General features: G+C 65.4%; 14 protein-coding genes and 1 pseudogene. 5 read left to right on the forward strand and 10 right to left on the reverse strand.

The window, feature by feature from the left end; translation table 11 throughout:
- The 6 genes from AC1D2F_RS22035 to AC1D2F_RS22060 all read right to left on the reverse strand — a co-directional run bounded on the left by AC1D2F_RS22035 (position 1) and on the right by AC1D2F_RS22060 (position 6,086).
- The gene (locus AC1D2F_RS22035; RefSeq protein ID WP_229994852.1) at positions 1-558 is read right to left on the reverse strand and encodes a hypothetical protein; all 558 of its coding nucleotides are present in this window, start codon (positions 556-558) and stop codon (positions 1-3) included.
- Between the two features lie 143 nt (positions 559-701).
- Entirely contained in the window at positions 702-2,921 is a 2,220-nt protein-coding gene (locus AC1D2F_RS22040) for a transglycosylase domain-containing protein (RefSeq protein ID WP_229994851.1), read from the reverse strand.
- A 14-nt stretch (positions 2,922-2,935) separates the two neighbouring features.
- Positions 2,936-3,442, reverse strand: coding sequence for an LURP-one-related/scramblase family protein (locus tag AC1D2F_RS22045; RefSeq protein WP_229994850.1), 507 nt, complete (start codon positions 3,440-3,442; stop codon positions 2,936-2,938).
- A gap of 89 nt (positions 3,443-3,531) precedes the next feature.
- Entirely contained in the window at positions 3,532-4,341 is an 810-nt protein-coding gene (locus tag AC1D2F_RS22050) for a MetQ/NlpA family ABC transporter substrate-binding protein (protein ID WP_229994849.1), read from the reverse strand.
- A 66-nt stretch (positions 4,342-4,407) separates the two neighbouring features.
- Positions 4,408-5,109 (reverse strand): methionine ABC transporter permease, encoded by a 702-nt coding sequence (locus AC1D2F_RS22055; RefSeq protein ID WP_229995899.1) that lies wholly within the window; start codon positions 5,107-5,109, stop codon positions 4,408-4,410.
- Positions 5,106-6,086 (reverse strand): methionine ABC transporter ATP-binding protein, encoded by a 981-nt coding sequence (locus AC1D2F_RS22060; RefSeq protein ID WP_476967708.1) that lies wholly within the window; start codon positions 6,084-6,086, stop codon positions 5,106-5,108. The genes AC1D2F_RS22055 and AC1D2F_RS22060 overlap by 4 nt, the downstream gene beginning before the upstream one ends.
- 489 nt (positions 6,087-6,575) lie before the next feature.
- Between AC1D2F_RS22060 and AC1D2F_RS22065 the strand changes: the two genes are divergently transcribed.
- Positions 6,576-7,880, forward strand: a complete 1,305-nt coding sequence (locus tag AC1D2F_RS22065) for a right-handed parallel beta-helix repeat-containing protein (RefSeq protein WP_476967709.1) — start codon at positions 6,576-6,578, stop codon at positions 7,878-7,880.
- Positions 7,881-7,897: 17 nt separating this feature from the next.
- Here AC1D2F_RS22065 and nicT read toward each other — a convergent pair whose 3' ends face one another.
- A complete protein-coding gene (nicT, locus tag AC1D2F_RS22070) occupies positions 7,898-9,007 on the reverse strand; it encodes a Nickel transporter NicT (RefSeq protein WP_476967710.1) in 1,110 nt (369 codons plus the stop codon).
- Between the two features lie 197 nt (positions 9,008-9,204).
- On the opposite strand from nicT, the gene AC1D2F_RS22075 reads away from it, so the two are divergent.
- Positions 9,205-9,720 carry a mycothiol transferase gene (locus tag AC1D2F_RS22075; protein ID WP_229995903.1) on the forward strand — a complete coding sequence of 172 codons (516 nt, stop codon included), beginning with the start codon at positions 9,205-9,207 and terminating at the stop codon, positions 9,718-9,720.
- 13 nt (positions 9,721-9,733) lie between these two features.
- Complete coding sequence (locus tag AC1D2F_RS22080) at positions 9,734-10,852, forward strand: aminotransferase class V-fold PLP-dependent enzyme (protein WP_476967711.1); 1,119 nt, start codon at positions 9,734-9,736, stop codon at positions 10,850-10,852.
- A gap of 36 nt (positions 10,853-10,888) precedes the next feature.
- On the opposite strand, the gene AC1D2F_RS22085 is transcribed toward AC1D2F_RS22080, so the two are convergent.
- Both AC1D2F_RS22085 and AC1D2F_RS22090 read right to left on the reverse strand, forming a co-directional pair.
- Complete coding sequence (locus AC1D2F_RS22085; protein ID WP_229995905.1) at positions 10,889-11,929, reverse strand: Gfo/Idh/MocA family protein; 1,041 nt, start codon at positions 11,927-11,929, stop codon at positions 10,889-10,891.
- Between the two features lie 106 nt (positions 11,930-12,035).
- Positions 12,036-12,731, reverse strand: coding sequence for a maleylpyruvate isomerase family mycothiol-dependent enzyme (locus AC1D2F_RS22090; RefSeq protein WP_229995906.1), 696 nt, complete (start codon positions 12,729-12,731; stop codon positions 12,036-12,038).
- Between the two features lie 581 nt (positions 12,732-13,312).
- Between AC1D2F_RS22090 and AC1D2F_RS22095 the strand changes: the two genes are divergently transcribed.
- The gene (locus tag AC1D2F_RS22095) at positions 13,313-16,726 is read left to right on the forward strand and encodes an Ig-like domain-containing protein (RefSeq protein WP_476967712.1); all 3,414 of its coding nucleotides are present in this window, start codon (positions 13,313-13,315) and stop codon (positions 16,724-16,726) included.
- 205 nt (positions 16,727-16,931) lie between these two features.
- Complete coding sequence (locus AC1D2F_RS22100) at positions 16,932-17,360, forward strand: nuclear transport factor 2 family protein (RefSeq protein ID WP_229996172.1); 429 nt, start codon at positions 16,932-16,934, stop codon at positions 17,358-17,360.
- 11 nt (positions 17,361-17,371) lie between these two features.
- Here the strand turns inward: AC1D2F_RS22100 and AC1D2F_RS22105 are convergent.
- Positions 17,372-18,454: pseudogene (locus AC1D2F_RS22105) on the reverse strand (HNH endonuclease); the annotation flags it as partial.

Genomic DNA, 18,454 nt, shown 5'->3' on the forward strand with positions numbered 1-18,454 from the left:
TTAGTACCCCTTCACTTCCATGAGCGCCTCGGCCAGGATGATTGCCTCGCGTGCTTCCTTGAGATCGCTCAGCAAACCCATATCGGGAATGGCTCCGGTGGCCACGGTGGAGCCGGCGAGTTCAGAAAAGATGCTGCTCAATTTTTCGCGGTCCTGAGACAGCGTCCGGGACGACGTCAGCTTGATTCTGCTCAGCTCAAGCTCCAGCAGTGACTTGTCGATGGCCTCGCGACGCCCTTGCATGACGGCCAGCTTTTCGGTGACACGCTGGACACGGCCGCGGAGCATCGATTCCATCTTTCCTGCCACAACGTGGAGCTCGCACAGCGCGGTGTAGGACTGGGGCGACCCGGAGTGTGCGGCGAGCTGCGCACTGACGTAATGGCGCCGTCGTTCCCATTTCCGGACGGCGGACTCAGATGGACCCAAGAGGAGCGAAACGGCTGCCAGTGCTTTGTCCAGCGACGCGGCCCGGGTGCTCAGGCTCGTTGTGGCGGCGTCCAGCCTCGACAGGAACGCGTCGTAATTGTCATGCGGCTGGGCGCTGTCAGTATTCACGAGCCACTCGCGTGCGGTGTCGCGATTCACTTCGCCGGAAATTGCCCCGGTCTCTCATGGCAAGAGGATAGAGGCTCCGGGCCCGATGGTATAGCCCGATGGCATAGGGTGCGGATTTAGGTCCAGCACATCGCGGGCCAAATCTAACGACACGGCGCACGATCAAACCGGGGGAAGCACGGGGTCCGGGTCGCGGACGGGGTCCGGGGCGTGGACTGCGTCCGGGTCATGGACTCCGGCGGCGTCGGGAAGGCAGCGGCAGGGTAGTATCCGGCGACCTGCAACATGTAGTTCGCCCACTGCGGGCCGGCGAGCATGTACCCGTCTATGGCCTTGTAGAACTTGCCGTTGACGGTGATGTTCTGGCCGGGCCGCTTCTGGCCTTCCAGGGCGTCGCCGAAGAAGGAAGCGGTGGCGAGGCCGGACGTGTAGCCCACTACCCAGGTGGCGCCGTTGGTATTGGAGGTGCCGGTCTTGGCCGCGGTCGGAAACCGTTCTTGGACCTTGGGCTTGATGTAAACGCCGGACCCGCGCTTGAGCACGTCCTGCAGCACGGCGTTCACACCGCGGGCGACCTCGGGCTTGATCGCACCATGACAGGCGCTGGTCTCGGCCGGCAGCTTCTGTCCGGCCGCGTCCGTTACCGCCGTGATGGCAATGGGTGTGCAGTACTTGCCGTCATTGGCGAAGGTGGCAAACGCATTGGCCAGATGGAGCGGGGCCACGCCAATGGCACCGAGCAGATTGCCCAGCTGGTGCATGTTCACCCGGGCGTTGTCCACGCCGCTGTGGATCCCGGCGGCGTCCACCATTTTCTGGATGCCGCAAAAATCGAGTTGGGCGGCTTCGGCGAAGGTGGCGGTGTTGATGGAGTTGTACAGCCCGTAGTCCACGCGCATGCTGCGGTAATATCCCGGGTCGTTGTTCTGGAGATCGTCCGCCGCGCCGAGATGCTTCTGGCTCGTGCTGTACGCACCGAGCACCCTGCCGCAGCTTGACCTCCACCGAAATCCGAGGGGATAGGACCGCCGGGAGGCGTCCACCATGGCGGCCAGGGACTTGCCCTCGTTGAGCCATTCCGCGAACGTGAACGGTTTCATGGTGGAGCCTGGCTGGAACCCGCCGGCGCCGTTGAGATCGTTGCCGTTGGCATCCTTGGAATCGACATTGAAGTTCAGCTGGGTATCGAATTTCCCGGGCGCCGGGAGGAAGACGGTGTTTTGCGCCATGGCCAGGATCTTGCCCGTGCCGGGCGCGATCGAGACCATCGCGGCGCCCCACTTGTCCGGGTTGGCGCCGGCAGTGGCATCGACCTGCTCCTGCGCGGCCAGTTGGAGCCGGCTGTCCAGGGTGGTGCTGATGGTGAGGCCGCCGCGGAACAGCTTCCTCTCGCGCTCGGCAACATCCGCGCCGTAGGCCGGGTTGTTGAGGATGAGGTGGGAAACGTAGTCGCAGAAGTACGGGGCCATTTCCGCGCCGGCGCATCCCTGCCTCCCGGGGGTGATCGTAAGATCCACCGGGGCGGCGACGGCGGCATCATGCTGCGCCTGCGAGATGGCGCCGTGGCTGAGCATTCTGCCGAGAACCTGGTTGCGTCGCTGGACGGCGTTTTCCGGGTGCACGTCGGGGTTGTAGAAGCTGGGGCTGTTCACGAGGCCGGCGAGCAGGGCAGCTTGCGGCAGGGTCAGGTCCTTGGCCGTGGTGTTGAAGAAGTAGCGGGACGCGGCTTCAATGCCGTAGGCGTCCCGGGCGAAGAACACGATGTTCAGGTATCCCTCAAGGATTTGGTCCTTGGTGAACCTCTTCTCCAATGCGACAGCGAGCTTCATCTCGCGAATCTTGTCGGCCATGCTCTTCTGCCCGTTGAGGATAATTTGATCGCCCCTGTCGGCAGACACGAGGGATTCATTGAGCACGTTGGTGACGTACTGCTGGGTCAGTGTGGAAGCGCCCTGCCTGCCGCCGTTGGTCAGGTTGGACACCAGCGCGCGGAGAATCCCCTGGGGGTCGATGCCGGAGTGTTCGTAGAAGCGGCGGTCCTCGATCGCGACGATCGCATCCTTGATGTACGGGGACATCTGGTCGAGCCTGACCTTAACACGGTTTTCCGCGTAGAAGGTGGCGATCGGTTTTCCGTCGGCGCTGAGCACCCTGGTCGACTCCGACGGCGGATCAACGGTCAGTTCCGACGGGAGGTTGTTGAACAATACGATTGATTCTTTGACGGCGACGCCGGTCGCGGCCACGGTGGGGACCAGGAGGCTGGCGGCCAGGACACCGCAGACCGCGCTCGCGGTCAAGAACCAGAACAGCCTCCAAAGGGTCGAGGCTAGTAGGGATCCGGTGCGTTTCCTGGGCGCCATGGTGCCTGAACAGGCTAGGTCAACGAGTCGATGGCGACGGTGATCGCAAGGAAGAGCGGGACGTCCTCGCCTTCCGCGACTTCGACGCCGTAGGACTCACGAACGCGGAACCATTTCTTGGAGATCGTGGCGACCGTGTGGCCGTCGCGCTCTATTTCGTACTCGTGGTCGACGATGTTGCCGTGCGCCTTCATATCGGCGCCGTCCTTCACGTCGATGGTGAAGCGGTCCCGGAGCCCGATCAACGCCTTGTGGACCGTCGCTGCGGTGTCGTCGCCGCGCTCGACGGAGACCTTGTCCCGGATCGAGAGCTTGCGCTCCTGGATGCGGGCCACCTCGTTTCCGGACGCGTCCTCCAGGACGAAAGTGTCCCGGATGCGGACGGCCTTGCCATTGACCTTGTAGGCGCGTCTGCCCTGGTCGTCTTCGATCCAGAAGTCATCCCCAATCGACAGCAGTTTCTCGCGCATCTGATACCGCTGGCGGCTGGGTTCGTCACGCCGGTGCCGTATTAGTCCCATGCCCTGACCATAGGGCCGCTTCCCCGGCCTGCACCTCACCCGAATCGGATGGTCCGGGGGAGGACCGGGGAAGCGGCGTCAGATGCCGGTCAGGTGGCCGGGATCACCAGGCCCTTGAACTTGGACTGAATGAAATCCTTCATGTCCTGCGAGGTCAGGATCTTGTACAGCTTCTGCACGCGCGGATCATCCTTCATCTCCGCCTTCACGGCCAGGACGTTGTAGTAGGCGCTGTCCTTGCCCTCGACCAGCAGCTGCTTGTCGGCGCTCAGGCCGGCGGGAAGGGCAAATGCCAGCGTCACGATTGCCGCGTCCTTGTCATTGAGGGCCTGAGGCAGGCTGGCGTTTTCGATCTCCGTGAACTGGAGGTTTTTCGGGTTGGCTTTGACGTCCTTGAGCGTGATCGGTTTGTCACTGACTTCGATCAGTCCCTTGGACGCCAGCAGTTTCAGGGCCCGGGCCTCATTGGTGGGGTCGTTGGGGATGGCGACCGAGGCGCCGTCGGGAAGGTCCGCGAGGTTGGCCACGTCATTGGAGTACAGGGCCATCGGCGGCAGGTACACCTTGCCAACGCTGACGAGGTTCTTGCCGGAAGCCTTGTTATAGGTCTCCATGAAGGTGGTGTTCTGGAACAGGTTGGCGTCGATGTCGCCGTCACTCACGGCCGCGTTGGGCGTGTTGTAGTCGCTGAACTCCTTGTACTCCACGGTGAGGCCCTGTTTGGGGGCGAGCTCCCGCTGGACTTGCTTCAGCATGTCCCCGGCGGGCACCGCGAGGGCACCGACCTTGATGGTCTCGGCGGCGCCGCCTTGGCTGGCGGTGCTCGCGCCGCAGGCGGACAGGGCGAGGATGGCGGCCGCGCCGGTTGCGGCGGCCTTCAGGATTTGTGCACGGAACATTGGAACTCTTTCGCAGAATGGGATGGGGTTTTGGGGCGGGGGTTTGCGGGGCGGTGCGGGCGGCGGCTACCGGTGGGACAGGCGCCGCGCCGCGAAGTTGCCCAGGGACTGGAATACCTGCACCAGCAGGACCAGCAGGATGACAACGCCGAACATGTACTCCGGGCTATAACGCTGGTAGCCGTAGCGGAAAGCGACATCCCCGAGGCCGCCGCCGCCCACTGCGCCCACCATGGCGGAGTAGCCGATGAGTCCGACCACGGTGGTGGACAGCCCGAGCGCCAGGGCGGGGACGGCCTCGGCCACCATGACCTTGGTCAGGATGGTCCACCGGCTGGCGCCGAGTGACTGGGCGGCTTCGACGAGTCCCACAGGCACTTCGCGGATTCCTATCTCCACCAGCCGGGCGAAGAAGGGAATGCCGGCGATCGTCAAAGGGACAATGGCGGCGGTCGGTCCGATAAAGGATCCGACCAACAGGCGGGTGAACGGAATGAGCAGGATCATGAGGATGATGAACGGGACGGACCTGCCAATGTTCACCACGACGTCGAGGACCCGGTTGACGATGAACCCGAGCGCCCGGCTGCCGAAGAGCTTCGCCAGCAAGCCGCCGGATTCGGTGGTCACGAGCAGGACGCCGGCGGCCAGGCCGAAAAGAACCGTGAACAGCAAGCTCAGGCCCACGGTGTAAAACGTCTCACCCGCGCCCTTGAGGATCGTGTCCAGCAGGTCCGACCAGAAGTAGGGGTCGTTACGGTCGATCACTTGACTACCTCCACGAAGAGTCCCTGGGAGCGGAGATCGGCCAAGGCGGCGGCCACGTTCCGCTCGTCCCCCGGCAGCTCCAGCCGGGTGCGTCCTGTCTGGAGCCCGCGGATGGTTTCAACCGCGGCACCCAGGATTCCGACGTCGATGCCGTGTTTGCGGGCCAGCTGGGCGATCACGGGCCGGTCGGTTTTCACTCCGCTAAAGGTGATGTCAACGATTGCGCTGGGCGTCTCCGGGATCTCTCCCATGGGGAACAGCGCCTGGCCCAGCAGTGATTTCTCCGTCGTCAGCAACTGTTCCACGGGCCCCTGCTCAAGGATCCGCCCGCCGCTCATGACGGCGGCGGAGTCGCAGATCCGCTTCACTACGTCCATCTCATGGGTAATGAGCAGCACGGTCAGCCCAAGGTCCTTGCTCAGTTTGCGAATGAGATCAAGAATCTGCCGGGTCGTCTCGGGATCCAACGCCGAGGTCGCCTCGTCGCTCAGCAGCACTGAGGGGTTGGAGGCCAGCGCGCGGGCAATGCCGACGCGCTGTTTTTGTCCGCCGGACAATTGTGCGGGGTAGGCGGAGGCCTTGCCGTGGAGGCCCACGAGTTCGAGGATCTCGAGTGCCCGTGTCCGCCTGGCTGCGCGCCCGGCGCCGGTGATCTCCAATGAGAGTTCTACATTCGCCTGCACGGTCCTGCTGCTGAGCAGGTTGAAGTGCTGGAAGATCATGCCGATGTTGTGCCGTGCGTGGCGCAGTTCTGCGCCGGACAGCGTGGTCATCTCGCGGCCATCGACGTTGACACTGCCAGAATCCGGAAGCTCCAGGGAATTGATGGTGCGGATCAGCGTGCTCTTACCGGCGCCGCTCTGGCCAACGACGCCGAAGATCTCGCCGCGGGCGACGGAGAGTGAGACGTCGTCAAGGGCCCGGACCGCCGTCGGCCCGGTGCCGTAGCTTTTAGAAACCCGGCTGACGGAAATCATGGATGGTGCTCCCTGTGGTGGCTGGAATCGTCACGGAAGCGCTTCCGCAAAACTGGGTGCGGACATCGTCCGCACCCAAGCCTTAAATTCTGCCAACAAGGCGTTTGGCCCACAAAATCCGAATTTTCAACCTTGAATCACGCTTGTGCGCCACGATAATTCATCCGATCTGAAGAGATCGGCTCGGATGCGTCCGTGGCGCTGGTCATGCCGGGAGAATCGGGAACTCCACCGAAGGCCATGGTGAGTGAGCGATTCATCACACGGACTGTGATTGCGGCGGCGTAGAGCGCAGGCTGCCGCGGACCGTGCCGGCCCGCGGACCGTGCCCCAGCTTTCTACAACCTGCGCCCAGTAGGTTCGGCGGATGACCCGAGCCTGAGTCTGGATTCATGGTCAAAGGGCCGTAGCGGGCGCAGCTCAAGGTCGCGGAGCTTTCCTCCGTCCACCAGCAAACCCGCGAGGATCACGATGAAAACCAATGCCTTCATGACAGCCGTACTCACGCCCCTCCTCACTGTCGGCTGGTTGGTGGTGGGCCTCTCGGCGCCGGCCCAGGCCGTGGGTACCACGTACTTCGTCAGTGCCTCGGGGAGCGACACCAATGCGGGGACCTCAAGCGCGGCACCGTGGAAATCGCTGTCAAAGATCAACTCGATCGTCCTCAAGCCCGGCGATACCGTCAGTTTCCGCAAGGGCGACACCTGGACCGGGGGCATTGTGACCACCCAGAGCGGTACTGATGCCGCACCCATCACCCTGAACGGCTACGGGACCGGCAACGCCCCGACCATAACGGGCGGCAAATCGGGAAACTGCATCAGGATCAACGGAAACTTCACCATAGTTGACGGACTTCGCGGCGTCTCCTGCGGCTATGCCGGCATCAGCATCACCGGCGACCGCAACACGGTCAGGAACTCCAGCGCCTCCAACAACGCCGTGGGCATCAAGGCAGGAACCGGGTCCGATTTTGGGAAATACACCGGCAACGTACTGACCAACAACAACATCATGAACGTCCTGACGCAGGGCACGAACTGCGGAACACCCCAGGCAGTGAACTGCAGTGACGACTCCGGCGCTTCCGGCGTGCTGATCAACGGCAACGACAACGAACTCTCAGGCAACACGGTCAGCGGCTCCACGGCGTTTTCCTACGATTACAACCGCGACGGCGGTTCTTTCGAAATCTACAACGGAAACCGGAACTACGTTCATCACAATGTGTCGCTGGACAACAACAACTTCTCCGAGATTGGGAGGTCCTCCGGGACTGCGGACGGCAACACCTACCGCTACAACCTTGTCCGGTCGACGTGTGGGGCAAACTGTGCCCAGGCCAAAGGCTTGATCGCCCGCGGACCAGGGACCTCCTTCGGGCCCACGAACGGCACCGTTTTTGAGTTCAATACCGTCTACCTGAACGGGCCGCAGTCCCAGGCGATCGTCTGCCATGCGAGCTGCCCTTCATCGACTGTGATCCGCGGCAACATCCTGGCAGGTGTCAAGAACTCCTTGTGGATCAACGGCTCGGGCTGGACCGAGAGGCAGAACGTCCTCAACGGTCCGGTCAACTTCGTGCCGAACAGCACCTCCACCACTGCGTCGGCACGATTCGTGAACGCACCGGCCGATCTCCACCTGACCAGCGCCAGCCCGGCCATCGACCGCGCCGGAGCGAGCCCTTCCGCCTTCGACCTCGCCGGACTTGCGGTGCCCCAGGACGGAGACTGCAACGGTACGGCAGCTGCCGATTCAGGGGCCTACGAGTTCGACTCGCCCAACTGCTGACCATGCCGGGAGGGGTCTCAGCTGGCGCCGGACTGGCTCCAGCGCTGTTCGATCCGGCCAAATTTCCAGACGGCGAGCGCGATCAGCCAGATGATGACGAACAGTCCGACAATGATGTACCCGACGTTTCCGAGGTCCAGCGAACCGATGGCGGCCGCCGGCCCGGATTCGAGTCCCACCTTGTCCGCTACGACCCCGAGCAGCACGGTAACCCCGACCACCAGGGCCACAATCGCCGAGAGCACCGTGACTGTGAGGTTGTAAAAGACCTTGCGGACCGGCTTCAGGAACGCCCACCCGTAAGCCCGGGACATGAACACGCCGTCGGCGGTGTCGAAAATGCTCATTCCGGCGGCGAACAGCACCGGCAGGACCAGGATGGCGTACCAGGGCAGGGAGAAGGCCGCGGAACCGGCCGCGAGCACGAGCAGGGCCACCTGGGACGCGGTGTCGAATCCCAGGCCCATCAGCAGGCCGACGGGATAGATGTGCCATGGCTTGGTGATCCGCCGGATGGTTCCGCCGAGGAGCCGCGCCAGGAAGCCCCGGTTGTTGAGCTGGTGCTCAAGCTCAGCCTCGTCCAGTTCCCCGGTCCGCATGCCGCGGAACACCCGGGCGATGCCGATCACCGAGGCGAGGTTCATCAGACCGATCAGGATCAGGAACGTGCCGGCCACGACGCTTCCCACCAGTCCCAGCGTCTGCATCAGGGCCGAGTCCCCGTCCTGCACGGTCCCGGCCATGGCCCTCGCGCCGAGGGCCAGGAGCAGCGCCGCGCCGAACACCACGGTCGAGTGGCCCAGCGAGAACCAGAAGCCCACCCCCAGCGCGGCCTTTCCCTCGCCGACCAGCTTGCGCGTGGTGTTGTCGATGACGGCGAGGTGGTCGGCGTCGAACGCGTGCCGCACTCCCAGCAGAAAGGCGGTGACGCCCAGCCCTACCCCGTACACACCGGAGCGGCCCAGCGCGAAGTTCTGTGGAGCCACGGCCAGGGTCAACACACTCCAGCCGACCACGTTGAGCAGGAGGACGAAGCCGGTGATGCCGGCGAGATGGAACTTGTCCCGGCGTTCCCAGCGACCGGACGTCGCCCGCACCGGCTGCGCTACAGGCAACAAGTTGCTCATAGTTCGTAAGGGTAGGCGCGGGTGTCGCAGCTGCCAAGACCTCGCGGACTGTGCCCGGCCGGGTGGCCGCCGGCTGTGCCTTAGCGTGAGCCGTGGAGACCCAGACGCTCGGCCCTATCCGGCAGTGCGGCCTCCGTGCAAGCATGGGGCACACCGATCATGCACAGCACTCCGATCATGCACAGCGAGGGGACTCGATGAAATCCAATGAACTGCTGCTGGACGCCTTCGGCCGGATCCATGAGACGGTGGCCGCCGCCCTGGCAGAGGTCGACAATGCCACCTTGCTCCGACGGCCCGCAGGCAGCGGGAACTCGATGGCCTGGCTCATCTGGCACCTCGGCAGGGTCGAGGACGCGCAAGTGGCCTCCGCCGCAGGCCTGGACCAGGTCTGGACCTCGCAGGGGTTTGCTGCCCGCTTCGACCTGCCTCTTTCCAAGCGGGACACCGGCTACGGCCATACGAGCGGCCAGGTGGACGCGGTGCAGGCACCGCCGGAGCTGTTGCTCGAATACTACGACGCTGTGCACCGGCAGACTGTGGAATTCTTGAAGACCCTCGGCGACGACGACTTCGACCGCATCGTCGACACCCGCTGGGACCCGCCCGTCACGCTCGGGGTACGGCTGGTCAGCACCATTGCCGATTGCCTTCAGCACGTGGGGCAGGCCGCCTACGCGAAAGGCCTGAACCCCGCGCACGGGCACGGTTAGGGCGCCCGCTGCCATGCACGCCGCCGATATCCGCCAGCTCTTCCCGGGGCTCAAGGACATCATCTATCTCAACACCGCGACCACGAACGTCGGCTCCGCCCCCGCCCGGGAGGCCTACGAACTGGCGGCCGCGCGCTGGTCTGCCGGCCGGTTCGACTGGATGGAAGCCGAACGGGCGGGGGAGGACGCCCGTGCCATGTTCGCGGAGATCGTCGGCGCCACTGCCGGGGAGATCGCAATCGTTCCGGCCGTGAGCTCAGCCGCCGGGATAGTGGCGGCCAACCTGCCGCCCGCGAAGCACGGCGAGAACGTCGTGGTCGCCGAGAACGAATTCGCCTCGAACTACTATCMCTGGCTTATGCTCCGGCAGCGCGGCTACGAGGTCCGCGCCGTGGCTCCGGGCGGCGACGGCGTGACGGCCGAGGCGTTTGCTCAGGCGGCCGACGGCGGCACCCGCCTGATCGCCGTCAGCGCCGTTCATTCGGCCAACGGTTACCGGGCCGATCTGGGCGCGCTCAGCCGGGTCGCTGCCCGCTCCGGCGCCTGGTTTTTCGTCGATGCCTGCCAGGCGGCAGGCGCGGTGCCGCTGGACGTGGTCCGCGACGGCGTGGACTTCCTGGCCGCCGCGAGCCACAAGTTCCTGCTCGGTTCCAGGGGCATGGGCTACCTCTATGTCCGCAGCGGGCTGCTGGACCGTCTCCAGCCCATCGGCCCGGGCTGGAAGGCCGCCCGCAAGCCGGCCGAGAGCTTCTACGGGCCGGCTATGGACCTCTCACCCACGGCCTCGAAGCTCGACGCCTCATTGGCGTGGTTTCCCGCCCTGGCCGAGCAGGCGGCGCTCGGCATCTTCCGCCGGTTCGGGATCACGGCCTTGCTTGATCGCAACGCCCGGCTCGCCCTTCGCCTGCAGGATGCGCTGGCCGCGGAGGGCTCCGCCTTCCGGCCCTTCACCGAGCAGCACCGCTCGACCATCGTCTCCGTGCCGGTGAGCGATGCCGAGGCGGTCATGGCGCGGTTTCGCCAGGCCAACGTGGTGGCGTCGGTCCGCGAGGGCAGGATCCGGTTGGCCGTGCATTTCTACAATCTGGAAGAAGAGCTCGATCGCGTGGCTGAGTTGATCGGACGTGGCTAAGCGGCGCCGGCCAGTGCCGCCCCAGAACTGGGCCGCTTAGTCTCTCCAGCCTGACTTCTCGTCGCTGCTGTAGGCGAGGCCGATCTGGCTCCTGACTTCGTCCAAGGCCTCCATGACCTGAACGCTCTGCCGGGGCGGCAGGATGTCGTTGGCAGTGGCGTGCGCCGCGATGAGCCGCTCCATTTCCCGCGCCTGGTATTGCATTCCGCGGCCTGCGACAGGCTCATCGAAGCGCTCAGCGACGTTGCCGTCGGCGTCGTACCGGGTGAAGGCCGACGGCGTATACCAGACTGACGGGACCTCGATTCGGCCTTCGGTTCCGATGATCGAGGCCTGGTTTGGCCCTGCAGTATCCAGCGCGCAGTGCAGCACGGCCTGCTGCCCGTCCCCGTACTCGAAAATCATGGCGGTCTGCCGGTCAACACCGGTTTCCGTCATACTGGCCGCTGCCCGGATGCTGACCGGCGCTCCAAAGACGTCGAAGGCGAAGGACACGGGGTAGATGCCCAGGTCCAGGAGCGCTCCGCCGCCCAGCGCCGGGTCATTGAGGCGGTGCGTCGGGTCCTTGGGCAGATTCTGGTTGTGGTCCGCGATCACCGTCCGGACGTCGCCCAGCGCGCCGGATCGAATCAGCTCACGGATACGGACCATGTGCGGAAGATAGCGGGTCCACATGGCCTCAAGTGCGATCAGTCCCTTCGACTCGGCCAGCTCCACAATCTCCCGGGCCTGCCAGGCGTTCATGGCGAAGGGCTTTTCAATCAACACGTGTTTGCCGGCGTCCAGGGCCAACAGGGCATTTTCGTGGTGGAACGGGTGCGGCGTCGAGATGTAGACAATATCCACGTCCGGGTCAGCCACGAGGTCCTCATAGCTTCCATGGGACGAGGGGATCTGAAACCGGGCCGCGAACTCCCGCGCCGATGCCAGGTTCCGGGAGCCCACAGCCTGGACCAATGAACCGTTGTCGATCAGGTCCGGCGTCTGCAGCCCGGCGATGAACCCCGTGCCGAGGATTCCCCACCTCGCAGCGGGCGCGGCGGGATCTGCGGTTCCGGTTGTGGCGTGCTCTGACATCTGTTTGGGTGCCCTTCGGGCAGGTGGTCACGAAAGCATTAGGCGAGGTTTGAAGCATCGGCAGCTTCCCAGGACGTGTTCGTATCCTAAGCCTGCAATCCGGGACTCACGGTGTGAGCGGACCCCGAAGCACGCGCAGGGCAACAGCGGCATCACCCTCAATGAGGGCGGTATCCTCCAGGTTGGATCGGCCCCACAGCCCGAGGTACATCACGGGCAATGGGGCGGAAATCGATGCCACGGCGGAATCAGGGCCCAGTGTCCAGGCGGTGGCCCCGGGCACCTGGAAGGTCACCGCCTTGTCCGGGTGCGGCATCCGCTCCAGTCGCAGCTGGCGCGGCGCGAACATCGCGAGGACCTCGTCGACGCCGTCGAGCATGAAGTCCTCACCCAGGGCGGGGACTGCCAGGCCAAGCGCCTGGCAGGCGTCGATGAGGTGGATGGCGTGTTCGTGGGCCTGGCGCCGAAGCCAGAACCGGGCGTTGTGCGGCGGCGGTCCGAAGTCCCAACAGGGTTTCTCGGGGTCAAGTGCCGTCATCGTCTCGAGGAAGGGTGCCGTGCCTTCGAGGAACCAGGCCGCGGCGCCCTCGGCGGGCGGTGCCGGTTCCTGGACGAAGGTGCCCTCACTGACCACAGTGGCGGCCCACCGCTCGATTGAACCGAGATGTCCGAATAGTTGCTCGAGCGTCCAGCCCGGGCATGCCGGAACGGCGCGGGCAAGGCTGTCTTCCGGCTGGCGGGCCAGCGTGCCGAGATGGTCCAGGGAGCTGGCAAGCTGGTGCAGGTATCGATCGGGCGACATGGGATGAGCCTAACGCGGCGCGGTACGGAGTCCGGCGCCCGCACTCCGGCTTCGCCCCCGTTGGGGTCCGCTCGGATCACCCCGTATTCACATGCCCCGCCATGGGCGGCCGCTGACCCGTCGGCCGAAAATGATGCGTTGCGGAGCCTCGCGAAGTGGGGCATCTCCACGTGGTTTTCCGGGAGGCAAGTAGGCAGTCGCGTTTGCCCAAGCAGCGGGCAAGTAGCGACCGGAGGAATACGGGCATTGCCCCGGCGAAGTTGAGTAGCAATCACTCGCGCGCTCTTCAAACCCCGCTTCTAGGCTCCAGGGTACTGGGTTAATAAAGTCAATGTAGTGGTCAGAAACTGGTCTCAGCCATGCATGATCAAACGGAATCTCGGGTGTCGTCCGGCCATTTTAAGGGCCTTCTTCGCGGTGGACGCACGGGTAGGACGCCGCATCCCCGGAAGCACCGGGCGGCCACGATCCACGCAACTTTGCCCCGACAACGGCCATGGTCCCGAGGCGCATGGGCTTCGCTGCTGTCGGCAACGCTCACACTCGCTGCGCTGTCCGTCGGCGAGACGGCCGTTGCGGACGTGAGGACCATCGCCAACGATTCCCTGCGGACCGGATGGGACAAGGACGAGCCCGGGCTCTCACCGTCGGCCGTCGCATCATCGAACTTCGGCAAACTGTTCTCTGCAACCGTGGACGGGCAGGTCTACGCCCAGCCGCTCGTAGTAGGCAGTACCGTGATTGCCGCGACGGAAAACAATGCCGTGTACGGGCTGGACAGCGCCACAGGTGCGGCCAAGTGGACCCGCAAACTCGGACCGGCGTGGCCGGCGTCGACCGTTAACTGCGGTGACCTCACGCCCAACATTGGAATCACGTCCACTCCGGTCTACGACCCGGCGACAAGGAGCATCTTCCTGCTCGCGAAGACGAATGACGGGGCCAGCAAGCAATTCCCGCACTGGTACATGCACTCCCTGGACGTGGCGACCGGAGCGGAGAAGCCCGGATTCCCCGTCACCATCCAAGGCGCCCCGACAAGTGACCCCGCCCGCCCGTTCAACCCGATGACGGCGATGCAGCGCCCGGGGCTGCTGCTCCTGAACGGCGTGGTCTACGCAGGATTTGCCAGCCATTGCGACTACACCCCGTTCGTGGGCTATGTTGTCGGCGTATCGACCGCAGGCCGGCAGACGACGATGTGGGCGACCGAATCAGGCAACGCCAACGCGGAGGGCGGGATCTGGCAATCCGGCGGAGGACTGGTGTCCGACGGCCCCGGCCAAATCCTGCTCACCACAGGGAACGGCATTTCCCCCAAGCCCGGGCCGGGATCGAACCCCCCCAGCACTCTGGCGGAGGCGGTGGTCCGGCTCCGAGTCGGCACCGACGGCAATCTGAAACCCACCGACTTCTTCAGCCCGGCCGACAACGCGAAACTGAACCGAAACGACGCCGATCTGGGCGCCGGCGCTCCCGTCGCGATCCCGGACGGCTATGGCACCGCGGCACACCCGCACCTGCTGGCCCAAATCGGTAAAGATGGCACCATGTACCTGCTGGACCGGGACAACCTGGGCGGCATGGCGCAGGGGCCGGGTGGAACCGACGCCGTCCTGGACAAGGCCGGTCCGTACAGCGGAGTGTGGGGAAAGCCCGGGTTTCTCGGAACCACCAACGGGGGCTACCTTTACGTCGTCGAGAGCAACGGGTACCTTCGCGCGTTCAAGATCGTGACGAGCGCGGCGGGCGGGGTCAGCCTCGCCTCCGTCGGGACCTCCGCCGGCACGTTCGGGTTCAGCTCCGGTTCGCCGGTGGTGACCTCCACCGGCACAGACGGGTCCTCCGCCCTTGTCTGGGTGGTCTATGTCAGCGCAGGTACCGGGGCCGATGCGGAGCTGCGCGCCTACCGGGCAATACCGGACAATACGGGGAACCTCAAGGAAGTGTTTAGCGCCCCACTGGGTATAGGGTCCAAGTTCTCCTCGGTGGCCACTGACAAGGGCCGCGTATACGTGGGCACCCGGGACGGGCACGTCCTGGGCTTCGGCGCCCCGACTACGTCAGCGGTAGGGGCAAAGAACACCGACCTCGGTACCGCCAAGGTTGGCACCTCCGTGACCGGGAGCGTAACGATCACCGCATCGCGGGCGGTAACAGTCAGCTCCATCACGACGCGCGCCCCGTTCAAGATCGGAACCGGGCTCACGATGCCCCGGAAGTTGGCCAAGGGCGCGAGCATGACCGTGCCCGTGATCTTCGCTCCGACTGTTCCGGGCCAGGCCGACGGCACGCTGACGGTCAAAACGGCCGACGGCGAGACCGATCTCATCGGCGTCCACGGCGTCGGCACGAAGGAGGGCCTGGGCGCGACTCCCGCCGTAATCCAGTTCACCGACGTGCCGACAAAAACTGTCAGCCGGCAGACTGTCAACATCGTCAACACGGGCACAACCGTGGCAAAGATCACTGGGGTCACCCTTCCGGCAAACGCACAGCTCCGGGTCGACCCCGGCACGGTGCCGGCTGTGGGGCAGACGATCCAGCCGCTCGCATCGGTTGCGGTGTCCATGACGTTCAGTCCCACGTTGGCGGGCCCGGTGGCCGATACGCTCGTCGTCGCCAGTGACCGCGGGAAGGTGACCGTTAAGGTGGCCGCGACCGCCGTGGCCGGCGCGGCGCACCTGGAGATGCCGCACTCCCTGGACTTCGGTGACGTCCCCGCCRGGACGTCGGTTACCAGGGCTTTCGAGATAAAGAACACCGGCAACGTCCCGATGACCATCACGAAGGCGAAAGCGCCACAGGGCGTCTTCTCCACGACGACTCCCATCTCCGAGGGCTTGAAAATTCCCGCCGGTGAAACCGCGTACCAGACGGTGACCTTCGCGCCCACGGCCGTCGGGCAAGCAGGGACGAGCGAGACCTTTTACCTGATCACTGCGGACGACGGCCAAGCTGCTCAGAAGGTCATGCTCACCGGGAACGGTACCGATGACCCCATCGCTGCTTACGGGTGGAAGATCAATGCAGGCCGCCCCGGGTCGAGCCTCGGCCGGTCGCTGACCGCGGAGTATGCCGTGGGAGTAGGCAAGTGCCAGGACTACACCAGAGGAGTGATCTGCTGGTCAACCAAGACCGGGGCCCATGCAGTCCTCAATGAGATCTACAAGCGGTACAGGGCCGAGGGCGGCGCCGGTGGTCCCTTCGGCTTCCCGACCTCGGACGAGAAAGTGTCGCCGGACAAGGTGGGGAAGTACAGTGACTTCTCCGGTGCGGGTGGGACTTCGATCTACTATTCGCTGACCACCGGGGCGCGCTCTGTGACCGGCGCGATCAGGTCCAAATGGAGGGCACTGGGCGCGGAGACAGGACCCTTGGGGTATCCGATCACCGACGAGAAGCGCACCCCGGACGGGGTGGGACGGTACAACCACTTCTCCGGTGCGGGTGGGGCATCGATCTACTGGACACCGACAACCAAGGCCCACTCGGTAACAGGGGCCGTCCGTGCCAAGTGGGCGTCGCTGGGCTGGGAGACGGGCCTAGGCTACCCGACCTCTGACACTACGGCGTCTGCGGACAAGGTGGGGCGCTACAACCACTTCTCAGGTGCGGGTGGAAACTCGATCTTCTGGTCACCGACGACGGGGGCGCACTTTGTCCTGGGGGCCATCCGGTCCAAATGGGCTGCACTTGGCTGGGAGACCGGCCCGCTGCGGTATCCGATCACGGACGAGGAGGGCACCCCGGACAGGGTGGGGCGGTACAGCCACTTCTCCGGTTCGGGCGGGGCATCGATCTACTGGACGCCGACTACCCAGGCGCACTCGGTGACCGGTGCGATCCGGAATAAGTGGGCGTCGATGGGCTGGGAGAAGAGCCGGCTGGGTTATCCGACGAGCGACTCGTACACGGTATCCGTCGGCCGGGCAACGGATTTCCAGCACGGGCGGCTGACGTGGAATGCGACGGCCAAGACGGTCACCGGATAGCGGTGCCCGCGTCAGTTCAGAAACTCCCGGACCGATTGGCGTCTGGACCTCATCGGTCTGGACCTGATCGGTCCGGACCTGTTCCGCCTGGAAGTGGGTGAGTGCGGCGGCGTAGATTGACGATGCGGGCAGACCGATCTCCGGCCCCGGTGCGGTCCGCCAACGAGCCTGTGCATGAAACCCCGCCATGCCGAGGAGTGATCCGATGAGTCAACTTATCCAGCGCCTGCTTGCAGCGTTCAATGACCACGACCTTGAGGCAGCCGCCGCGTTGTTCCATGAGTCATATAAGAGCGTGCAACCGGTCCACCCGGCCAGGGCATTTGTGGGACGGGCGCAGATGCACGCGAACTGGGCAGCGATATTCGCTGGCGTTCCCGATTTTCATGCAGAAGTGCTCCGCTCCGCGGACGACGGTAACACCGCGTGGAGCGAATGGACCTGGGCCGGCACCCGCACCGATGGGCGGCCCTTCGACATGCGCGGCGTGACGATCTTCGAGATCGAGGACGGCCTCATTACGAGCGGAAGACTCTTCATGCAAGAGCTTGAACGAGGGGACGTGGGCATCGCAGAGGCAGTCCAGACGCTGACGGGCCGCCGGCCGGACCGGCCCACGGGTCCGGTGGACTGAAGTGGCTGGTCTCAGGCGGCCGAAGGAAGGCTGCGCGCGCTTCTGAGCGTTTTGGCCTGGTGCCGGAGCTGGCGCCGGTGCCGGGAGCCCGGCTGATCCGTTGCTGATGGGCGGAGCGGCGTTCCGGGCAGGGGTGGTGCGGTGGAGTGGTAGGTGTGGCCGGTGGGGGTGGTGAGTTTGATGGTGTGCCTGTGCCGGTCGCCGCTGCCGGAAGCGGATCCGGGTGCTGGGCGGGCGGTCCAGCCGGGGGTTTCTTTGGTGTGGTTGCAGGCTTCGCAGAGTCCGGCGCCGTTGGCCAGGGCGGTGGGGCCGCCGTCGCGGTGGGGGATGATGTGGTCCAGGTGGCGGATGGGGGCGTCGCAGTACGGGGTGCGGCAGGTTTCGTCGCGGACTTGGATGAGGCGGCGGAGTCCGGGCGGGAAGATCCGGGCGCGGGAGTCCATCGCGACGAGCCCGCCGGTGCCGGGGTGGGTGTAGAGCCGCGGATCCACACGCCGAACGCGGTGTCATCGGATGTCCCGTCCGTGCCACCGGATATTGGGGGGCTGCCGGGTCCCGGGGAACCGTCGGCTATGCCGCCGGGGTTCGTGCCGGGGGCGGGCCCGACCCCGATGCCATGTCCTGTCTCCGTGTCCGTGTTCTGGGCCGCGCCGCCGCCGGGTTCCGGGGAACTGCCTGCCGAGCCACCGGGTGTAGGGGATCCGGCGGTTTCTGTGGCCGCTGTGCCGTTGATCAGTGTGCGGGCCCAGCCGGCCGGGACGGTGCCGTAGCCCGGGAGCCGGGCCGGTTCGGCGTCGGCCTGGAAGAGCGTGCGGTCGGTCATGACAAGCTGGATTTCGACCCCGGTGATCCCGCCGGGGGTGCCGGTGCTGCGTTCGACGAGGGTGTCGGCCATCAGCTGCCCCCGGCCCCGCGGGTCCCCGCTGTTCCTGAGGGCGTCGGCGTGCCGGGTCAGGGCGGTGTAGACGGCGACGCCGGCGGTGACCGGGAGCAGGGCGGTGAGATGGCACATGGTGTCCGGGGCGGGCCGGAGGCTGACGTGCCGCTCGGTGGCGGCGTGCGCGGCGCGTTCGGTGACGGTGCGCGCATCCAGC

The organism is Arthrobacter sp. P1_B3 (genome assembly GCF_056406615.1).

What these genes read in the sequence shown, in the direction of transcription:
- AC1D2F_RS22040 (WP_229994851.1), bottom strand. Translation starts at nt 2,921, where the DNA reads ATGGCGCCCAGGAAACGCACCGGATCCCTACTAGCCTCGACCCTTTGG.
- AC1D2F_RS22045 (WP_229994850.1), bottom strand. Translation starts at nt 3,442, where the DNA reads ATGGGACTAATACGGCACCGGCGTGACGAACCCAGCCGCCAGCGGTAT.
- AC1D2F_RS22050 (WP_229994849.1), bottom strand. Translation starts at nt 4,341, where the DNA reads ATGTTCCGTGCACAAATCCTGAAGGCCGCCGCAACCGGCGCGGCCGCC.
- AC1D2F_RS22060 (WP_476967708.1), bottom strand. Translation starts at nt 6,086, where the DNA reads ATGATTTCCGTCAGCCGGGTTTCTAAAAGCTACGGCACCGGGCCGACG.
- AC1D2F_RS22065 (WP_476967709.1), top strand. Translation starts at nt 6,576, where the DNA reads ATGACAGCCGTACTCACGCCCCTCCTCACTGTCGGCTGGTTGGTGGTG.
- nicT (WP_476967710.1), bottom strand. Translation starts at nt 9,007, where the DNA reads ATGAGCAACTTGTTGCCTGTAGCGCAGCCGGTGCGGGCGACGTCCGGT.
- AC1D2F_RS22075 (WP_229995903.1), top strand. Translation starts at nt 9,205, where the DNA reads ATGAAATCCAATGAACTGCTGCTGGACGCCTTCGGCCGGATCCATGAG.
- AC1D2F_RS22085 (WP_229995905.1), bottom strand. Translation starts at nt 11,929, where the DNA reads ATGTCAGAGCACGCCACAACCGGAACCGCAGATCCCGCCGCGCCCGCT.
- AC1D2F_RS22090 (WP_229995906.1), bottom strand. Translation starts at nt 12,731, where the DNA reads ATGTCGCCCGATCGATACCTGCACCAGCTTGCCAGCTCCCTGGACCAT.
- AC1D2F_RS22100 (WP_229996172.1), top strand. Translation starts at nt 16,932, where the DNA reads ATGAGTCAACTTATCCAGCGCCTGCTTGCAGCGTTCAATGACCACGAC.